This window comes from Cyanobium sp. N5-Cardenillas (genome assembly GCF_024345515.1).
Taxonomy (GTDB): Bacteria; Cyanobacteriota; Cyanobacteriia; order PCC-6307; family Cyanobiaceae; genus Cyanobium.
On record NZ_JAGQBG010000154.1, the window covers coordinates 1 to 7,616 of the forward strand.

The window sequence follows — 7,616 nt, forward strand, 5'->3', positions numbered from 1 at the left end:
GCATCGCCGCGCCGCTCCAGCAACGGCCCGATCACCTCCCGCACGAACAGCGGAGCCTCGACAAGCCGGTCGGCCACCGGGACCGGTGGCGGCAGGTCGTCCTCGGCCGGCAACTGGCGCCAGTCGAGCGGCTGCAGGTGCTCGAGGGTGGCATCGAGGGCGCGCAGGTTCATGGCCACCACCGCCTCCCCCTTGCGGCCGTAGGTCTTGCGCAGGGAGGCGCGGATCTGCTCGATCGCCTCCTGGCGCGGCAGCACGCCGCTGACGGCGAAGAAGCAGGCCTGCATCACCGTGTTGATGTGCTGGCCCATGCCGGCCTCCCGCGCCACCCGGTAGGCATTGATCACCCACACCGAGAGGTCCCGCTCGCGGATGCCGCTGCGCAGCGAGGCCGGCATCCGCCGCCAGCTCTCCTCGATCGGGAAGGGGCTGTTGAGCAGCAGCACCCCACCGGCGTCCAGGCCGGCCAGCAGGTCGAAGCGATCGCCGAAATCCCACTGGTGGCAGGCCACCAGGGTGGGGCGCTCGATCAGGTACGGGGCGCGGATCGGCCGGGGGCCGAAGCGCAGGTGCGACACCGTGACCGAGCCCGATTTCTTGGAGTCGTAGACGAAGTAGGCCTGGGCGAACAGGTCGGTCTGCTCGCCGATGATCTTGATCGTGGCCTTGTTGCCCCCCACAGTGCCGTCCGAGCCCAGGCCGTAGAACACGGCGCGCACCTGGTCGGTCCCGTCGACGTGGAAGTCCGCCGTCACGGGCAGCGAGCGGTGGGTGACGTCGTCGTCGATGCCGACCGTGAAGTGGTTGCGGGGGTGGGGCAGCAGGAGGTTGTCGAACACCGCCTTGACCATCGCCGGAGTGAACTCCTTGGAGGAGAGGCCGTAGCGGCCGCCCACAACTTGCGGCAGGGGACGATCGCCGTGGCAGGGGCGCCACTCCTCACTCAGGGCCGCCACCGCATCAAGGTAGAGCGGTTCACCGCCGGCCCCCGGCTCCTTGCAGCGGTCAAGCACCGCCAGAGTCCGCACCGTGGGCGGCAGGGCGGCGGCGAACAGGGCCGCCACAAAGGGCCGGAACAGGCGCACCTTGAGCACCCCCACCCGCTCGCCGGCCGCTACAAGGGCCTGCACCGTCTCCTCGGCAGTCTCGCAGCCGGAGCCCATCAGCACCACCACCCGCTCGGCATCGTCGGCCCCCACGTACTCGTAGGGGCCATAGCGGCGGCCGGTGAGGCCGGCGAAGCGCTCCATCGCCTCCACCAGATGGCCGGGGAGGGCGTCGTAGAAGCGGTTCACCGACTCCCGCGCCTGGAAGTAGACATCCGGGTTCTGGGCCGTGCCCCGCAGCACCGGATGGTCTGGGGAGAGGGCCCGATGGCGGTGGTCCGCCACAGCCTGCATCGGCATCAGGGCGTGGAGCACCGCGTCGGCGATGGGCTCGATCTTCTGGATCTCGTGGGAGGTGCGGAAGCCGTCGAACATGTGCAGGACCGGCAGCCTCCCCAGCAGGCTCGCCCGGGTGGCGATGGCGGCGAAGTCGCCCGCCTCCTGCACCGAAGCGGAGCAGAGGATGACGCAGCCCGTGCCGCGGCAGGCCATCACGTCGCTGTGGTCGCCGAAAATCGAAAGCCCCTGGGCCGCCAGGGAGCGGGCCGCCACGTGCAGCACGGCGGGCGTCAGCTCGCCGGCCAGCTTGTAGAGGTTGGGCACCATCAGCAGCAGCCCCTGGGAGGCCGTGAAGGTGGTGGTCAGCACCCCCGCCTGCAGGGCGCCGTGCACGGTGCCGGCGGCGCCGGCCTCGCTCTGCAGCTCCACCACCGCCGGGACCGTGCCCCAGAGGTTGGGGCGGCCTTCGGTGCTCCAGGCATCGGCCCACTCCCCCATCGGCGAGGCGGGGGTGATCGGGTAAATGGCGATGGCCTCGTTGAGGCGGTAGGCCACCAGGGCCACGGCCTCATTGCCGTCGACGGTGATGGTCATGCGGGATCGTCATCGACGAGGCTGAGGGCCAGGCCCACGTGCACCAGCACCCGATCGCCCACGGTCGCCTCCGGCAGGCAGGCCAGGCTCACCTGCTGGCGCACCCCACCGAAATCCACCTCGGCCATGCGCCAGAGGCCGTCGTCGGTGGCGGCTTCGGCCCCGGAGGGCTCAGGCGCCCCCGGCGGCGGCTGGACCCGGATCGAGAGGATGCGAGCCGGCACGGCCAGGCACATGGGGAGGGTACGGCTCGGGGGCACTCCACCCGGTTGTAGGCGCGCCGGCCGGATCTGCCCACGGACCGCTCGCCGCCCAGACCTGCCCCAGGGCCAGCCCGCCGTCGCTGCAGGGCACCACCTCCGGCCAGAACGGCCGCAGGCCCCTGGCCCGCAGCGCCGCGATCGCGGCCTCCAGGAGCAGCCGGTTCTGGAAACAGCCCCCGGCCAGGGCCACCGGCACCCCACCCGCCCCAGCGGCGAGGGTGGCCGTCCCGGCCAGAGCCTCCACCAGGGTGTGGTGGAACCGGGCGGCGCAGAGGGCCGGCGGCGTGCCGGCGGCGATCGCCGCCAGCAGGGCGTCCAGCAGCGGTTCCCAGTCGAGCCAGCCCAGGGTCGGCCCACGGGCGGTGGCGCCCGTCGCGACGGCCCCGGGCGGCAACAGCGGGAGGGGCCAGCGCCCGGGCTTCGGGGGTGCGGCGGCGGCGGCTCCTTCCAGGCGCAGCCCCCCCTCGCCCTCGTAGCTCTGCACCTGCACCAGGTCCAGCAGGGAGGCGACCGCATCGAACAGCCGGCCCACGCTGGTGCTCAGGGGGCTGTTGCAGCCGCTGGCGATGGCCTGCAGCAGCAGGCGTTGCTCACCGGCCGCGAAGGCGGCGAGGCTGTGGCGGGCCCCGGGGTGCGCCAGCGCCCAGGACCCGGCGGCGGCCAGGAGGCCCAGGGCCGCCCGGCGGGGTTCGGCCATGGCCCGCTCACCGCCCGGCAACGGAAAGGGCCGCAGGGCCACCAGTCGCTGGCAGGGGGGGGCGCCGGGCCCGCCCAGCAGCAACAGTTCTCCGCCCCAAAGCTGGGCACCGCCATCGGCGGCAGGGGCTGGGGCGTAGCCAAGCCCATCCCAGGTGACGGCCAGCAGCGGGAACGGCAGCCCGTGCTCGGCCAGCACGGCCAGACCGTGGGCCCGGTGGTGCTGCACCGTTTGCCGCGGCCACGGCTGACCGGCGGCGAGCTGGTGGCTGAGGTAGCCGGGGTGGGCATCACACACGATCCGCGTCAGCCGCCCGCCCCAGCGCCGCTCGATCGCCGCCAGACCATCGGCCAGCCGGGAGAGCAGGCGGCCCTCGCCCAGGTCCCCCAGGTGGGGAGCCAGCCACAGCCGCCCATCCAGCGCCAGGGCCGGCGCACTCTTGAGATCCCCCCCAAGCGCCACCACGCCATCGGGCACCCCGCCAGGACCTGCCGGCAGCACCAGGGGCTCCGGGGCATAGCCCCGGGCCCGTCGCAGCAGGGCCGGCCGGCCATCGATCAGCTGCAACACCGAGTCGTCCAGGGGCCGGGCAATGGCGCGGTCGTGCACCAGGAAGGCATCGGCGATCGGTTCACCGGCCGCACCCCCCAGCCGCTCCAGGGCCTCGAGGGGATCGGTGCACAGCGGCTCGCCGCTGGGGTTGCCGCTGGTGGCCACCAGCGGCCGCCCGAAGGCTCGCGCCAGCAGGTGGTGCAAGGGCGACGCCGGCAGCATCACCCCCAGGGATGGACTGCCCGGGGCCACGCCCGGCAGGGCGTCGGTGGCGGCCAGGCGGCGCCGCAGCAGCACGATCGGGGCGGCGGGATCCGCCAGGACCCGCCGCTCGGCGGCGTCGATGACGCAGAAGGGGGCGAGGGTCTCGGCCTCGGCCACCAGCAGGGCGAAGGGCTTGGCGGGCCGTCGCTTGCGCCGCCGCAGCCGCGCCACCGCCGCCACGTTGGTGGCATCCACCAGCAGCTGGAAACCGCCCACCCCCTGCAGGGCCAGGACCTTCCCGGCCGTGAGCAGATCGCTGCAGGACCGAATCAAGGCGGCGGGGCTGGCGCCGTCGCCGGCGGCGGAGCCCGCCAGGGGCGCCCCGGACCCATCGAGGAGCGCCAGCCGCGGCCCGCACGCCGGGCAGGCGATCGTCTCGGCATGGAAGCGGCGATCGGAGGGATCCTCGAACTCCCGGCGGCAGGCGGGGCAGAGCGGGAACGGGGCCAGGGTGGTGTGGGCCCGGGTCCAGGGCTCGGCGGTGGCGATGCTGAAGCGGGGGCCGCAGTCGCAGCAGCTGATGAAGGGGTAGCCGAAGCGGCGATCGGCGGGATCGGCCAGCTCGGCCCGGCAGGCGCGGCAGGGGGCGCGATCGGCCACCAGGGACGCAGCCACCAGGTCGATGCCGAGGCGCTCCGCCCCCCCGGCCAGGATTCGGACCCCTGCGGGGGGCCCACCCCCTGGCCCCCCCGGGGCCGGCAGCCAGAGCGGATCCAACCGCTCCAGCCGGGCCCCGGGAGGGAGCTGCAGCGGCAGGCGCTGCAGGAAGGCGTCCAGGGCAGGGCGCTCCCCCTCCAGCTGCATCCGCACAACGCCGGGGCCGTTCTCCACTTCCCCGGAGAGGTTGAGTTCGGAGGCCAGCCGGTGCACCAGGGGCCGGAAGCCCACGCCCTGGACCACGCCGCGGCATTCCAGGTGCAGCCGGGCCCGTCCGGCCAGCGATGGCATCGTCAGCCGGCGACGGCCACCCGCTCCAGGCCGAGGGCCGCCAGCAGCGCGGCGATGCCCTCACCGGTGCGGGCGGAGACCTCCACGATCCGGGCCTGGGGGGCCACCCGGGCCACGTTGCGGCGGGCCTGGGGGGCATCGAAACCGCAGGCTCCGGCCAGATCCCCCTTGCTGATCACCACCACATCGGCGGAGTGGAAGGTGGCCGGGTACTTCAAGGGCTTGTCCTCCCCTTCGGTGACCGACAGCAGCACCACCCGCTGGCTCTCGCCCAGGTCGAAGGCGGCCGGGCAGACCAGGTTGCCCACGTTCTCGATCACCAGCAGCTCCAGACCGGCCAGGGGATGGCCGAGGTGGTCAAGGTCGTGCAGGGCCCGGTGCACCATCGCCGCCTCCAGGTGGCAGGCCTGGCCGGTGGTGATCTGCAGGGCCGGCACCCCGGCAGCCCGCAGCCGACGGGCGTCGTTGTCGGTGGCCAGATCCCCCACGATCACCGCCATCGGATGGCGCGCCGCCGCCGAAGACGGGGCGAGCTCCAGGGCCAGCCGCTCCAGCAGGGCGGTCTTGCCGGAGCCGGGGGAGGAGAGCAGGTTGATCACCCGGACGCCGGCGGCGGCGAAATGGGCCCGGTTGGCCGCCGCCTGGGCCTCGTTGTGCACCAGCAGGCGCTGGCCCAGCTCCAGGTGGCGGGGGGCTTCGGTGGTGGCGGCCACCGGTTGGCCGCAATGGCAGTCGGCACACATCGCAGGATCGACCCCCAGACAGGAGAGCGGCACGGAAAAGCCCCGCCGGGGCCCGGCCTCGCCCGAAGGCTAGGCACGGAGCTCCAACGGGGCCTCGCTGATCAGGAGGATCAGGCCGGCGTGATCACCAGAGGCCGCGGATCGGCGCGGGGGCCGGTTCGGGCTGGAAGACCGGCGCAGGAGCCGGTGCGGGCTGCATGACGGGTTCCGGCTCCGGTGCGGGGGCGGCCGCCACAGGGCGGGCACCGAAGCGGTAGCGGAAGCCGATCTTGCCGCCGAAGCTGTTGAAGGCGTCGAAGGTCAGGTTCTCGGAGGAATAGCCGCCGGCACCTTGATAGACGCCCTCAAGGTAGACATCGGAGTTGTAGCTCATGGCGTAGCTGACACCCACCTTGGCCTGCCAGCCGAACAGCCCCTTGTTGACGCTGTTGGTGGGGAAACCGTTGAGGCTGAAGCTCGGAGTGCTCAGGTTGGTGTACCCGATGCCACCGCCGATGTAGGGCGTCCAGCGGCTGTTGGTCTCGATGTCGTAGTAGAGGCTGGCCAGCACATCATTCTTGTTGATGATGCCGGAGACGTTGTTGGTGAAGGGCACGATGCCGAAGGCCCCGAAGCCGATCGAATTGGCCGCACCAACGGCGTTCAGGCTGGCCCGGCTATAGCCGTAGGTGAGCTCGGCGCGCAGGGCACCGAAGTCGTAACCAACGCCGACGTCACCGGAGAAACCACCGCCAAGATCAAGCTTGGTGGAGTTGTTGTTGCCGAAGTTGTACACCAGGGGGGTGAAGAACGGTGAAACCAGCGTGCCGTTGCTGTTGACCGTCTGGTCGCTCGGGGTCTGGGCACCGGCACCGATGGTGAGGTACCAGCCCTGGGCGGAATAGACTTCCTTCACCACGGGCTGCGGGAAGGTCTGGGCGATGAGGGTGGCGTCCTGGGTGGCGGCCAGCGGAGTCGGGAGCTCAGCGGCGGACACGGGGCTGGGGCCAGCTTCCACCAGAGCCGGGACAGTGGTGGAGGATTCCGCGGCTACCACATCTGTAAGGGCTTCGGACCGCTCGGTTGACGGTCTCAGTTCCGCCATAGCGGACCCACCGAACAGCAGGCTTCCGGTTGCAGCGACGCCCACACCACGGAGAAAAGTCCGCCTGAACGTGCTTGCGAAATGAGTCATGGGGGTTGCGTTCCTCTCACTCATAAAGGAATAAGCCCACGCGGTGGATGAATTATCTACTCATGGACAGCAAAAGGCCTGGCACAGAGTGGTACAAAAAGTAGAAAACCTGCACAGGATCAAGGTTCATTCTAGAAATTGCCCCTGCGCTGTCGGTGTACGTAGAATCTTCTGAATGTGACGGCGTCACTGGCCGGCGGGGCCCTGCTCAGTCGAGCTCCAGGGAGGCCAGCTGCAGCTCCCGGCCCCGCAGCAGCTCCCGGCTGATGCGGCCGCAACACGGGCAATCGCAGCAGCCATCGCGCGCCGGGAACGGCTGACCACAGGCGGCGCAGAAACACACGGCCGGCACCGCCTCGATCACCAGCCGGGAGCCGGCGGCGATCGTGTCCGCCATCACCACCGTGTGGGCCAGGCGCAGGGCCTCGATCTCCACCCCCGCCAGGCTGCCCACCCGCAGGGTGATGGCGGCGATACGGCGGGCGCCATGCAGGGCGGCCTGCTCCAGGGCCTGCTCCCGAACGGCATCCATGAGGCTCAACTCATGCATGGGGCACCGTCCCCTCCTGCAACCAGCCCCGCAGCAGCCGGCGCGCCCGGGGCAGCTGGCGCCGCAGCTGCGGGGAGAAGCGCTCGCCCCAGGAGAAGTCGAAGGCCGGCACCAGCAGCTCGTGGGCCGGCACGCAGCCGCCGAACAGCTGCTCGGCCAGGGCCAGCAGCCGGGCCGGCGCCACCCGGTGCGTGTCCCGCTCCCAGCCGCCTGAGGCCACCAGGGGCCGCAGCAGGCAGCGGCTCCGGGGCGGCGCCAGCCAGGCATCGACGATCAGCAGGCGATCGGCGGCCGCCACCGCCTCGGCCAGCTCCGGCGTCAGCTGATGGCGCTGCAGACCCAGGCCCTCCACCAGGTGCCAGCCCACCCCGTCATCGCCCCGCAGGGGGTTGCCGATGCCGATCAGCAAGGCCTGGCCGGGGCCACTCATCCCCGCAGGCGTTCGG

7 protein-coding genes are annotated in these 7,616 nt (G+C 72.1%); all 7 read right to left on the reverse strand.

Annotation, left to right across the window (positions count from 1 at the left end):
* Nucleotides 1-1,979, reverse strand: a 1,979-nt coding sequence (nifJ, locus tag KBZ04_RS12065) for a pyruvate:ferredoxin (flavodoxin) oxidoreductase (protein ID WP_254992161.1), incomplete at its 3' end; no start/stop codon positions are given.
* Nucleotides 1,976-2,203: a HypC/HybG/HupF family hydrogenase formation chaperone gene (locus tag KBZ04_RS12070; protein WP_254992162.1), complete on the reverse strand. Its 228-nt coding sequence runs from the start codon at nt 2,201-2,203 to the stop codon at nt 1,976-1,978. The genes nifJ and KBZ04_RS12070, both read right to left, overlap by 4 nt.
* Nucleotides 2,151-4,703, reverse strand: a complete 2,553-nt coding sequence (hypF, locus tag KBZ04_RS12075; RefSeq protein WP_254992163.1) for a carbamoyltransferase HypF — start codon at nt 4,701-4,703, stop codon at nt 2,151-2,153. The genes KBZ04_RS12070 and hypF overlap by 53 nt, the downstream gene beginning before the upstream one ends.
* Before the next feature lie 2 nt (nt 4,704-4,705).
* Complete coding sequence (gene hypB, locus KBZ04_RS12080) at nt 4,706-5,479, reverse strand: hydrogenase nickel incorporation protein HypB (RefSeq protein ID WP_409995972.1); 774 nt, start codon at nt 5,477-5,479, stop codon at nt 4,706-4,708.
* A gap of 91 nt (nt 5,480-5,570) precedes the next feature.
* Nucleotides 5,571-6,422 carry an outer membrane protein gene (locus KBZ04_RS12085; RefSeq protein WP_254992164.1) on the reverse strand — a complete coding sequence of 284 codons (852 nt, stop codon included), beginning with the start codon at nt 6,420-6,422 and terminating at the stop codon, nt 5,571-5,573.
* Between the two features lie 406 nt (nt 6,423-6,828).
* On the reverse strand, nt 6,829-7,170 hold the full coding sequence (gene hypA, locus KBZ04_RS12090) for a hydrogenase maturation nickel metallochaperone HypA (RefSeq protein ID WP_254992165.1): 342 nt from the start codon (nt 7,168-7,170) through the stop codon (nt 6,829-6,831).
* A partial coding sequence (locus tag KBZ04_RS12095; RefSeq protein ID WP_254992166.1) for a hydrogenase maturation protease occupies nt 7,163-7,616 on the reverse strand: 454 nt, incomplete at its 5' end. The genes hypA and KBZ04_RS12095, both read right to left, overlap by 8 nt.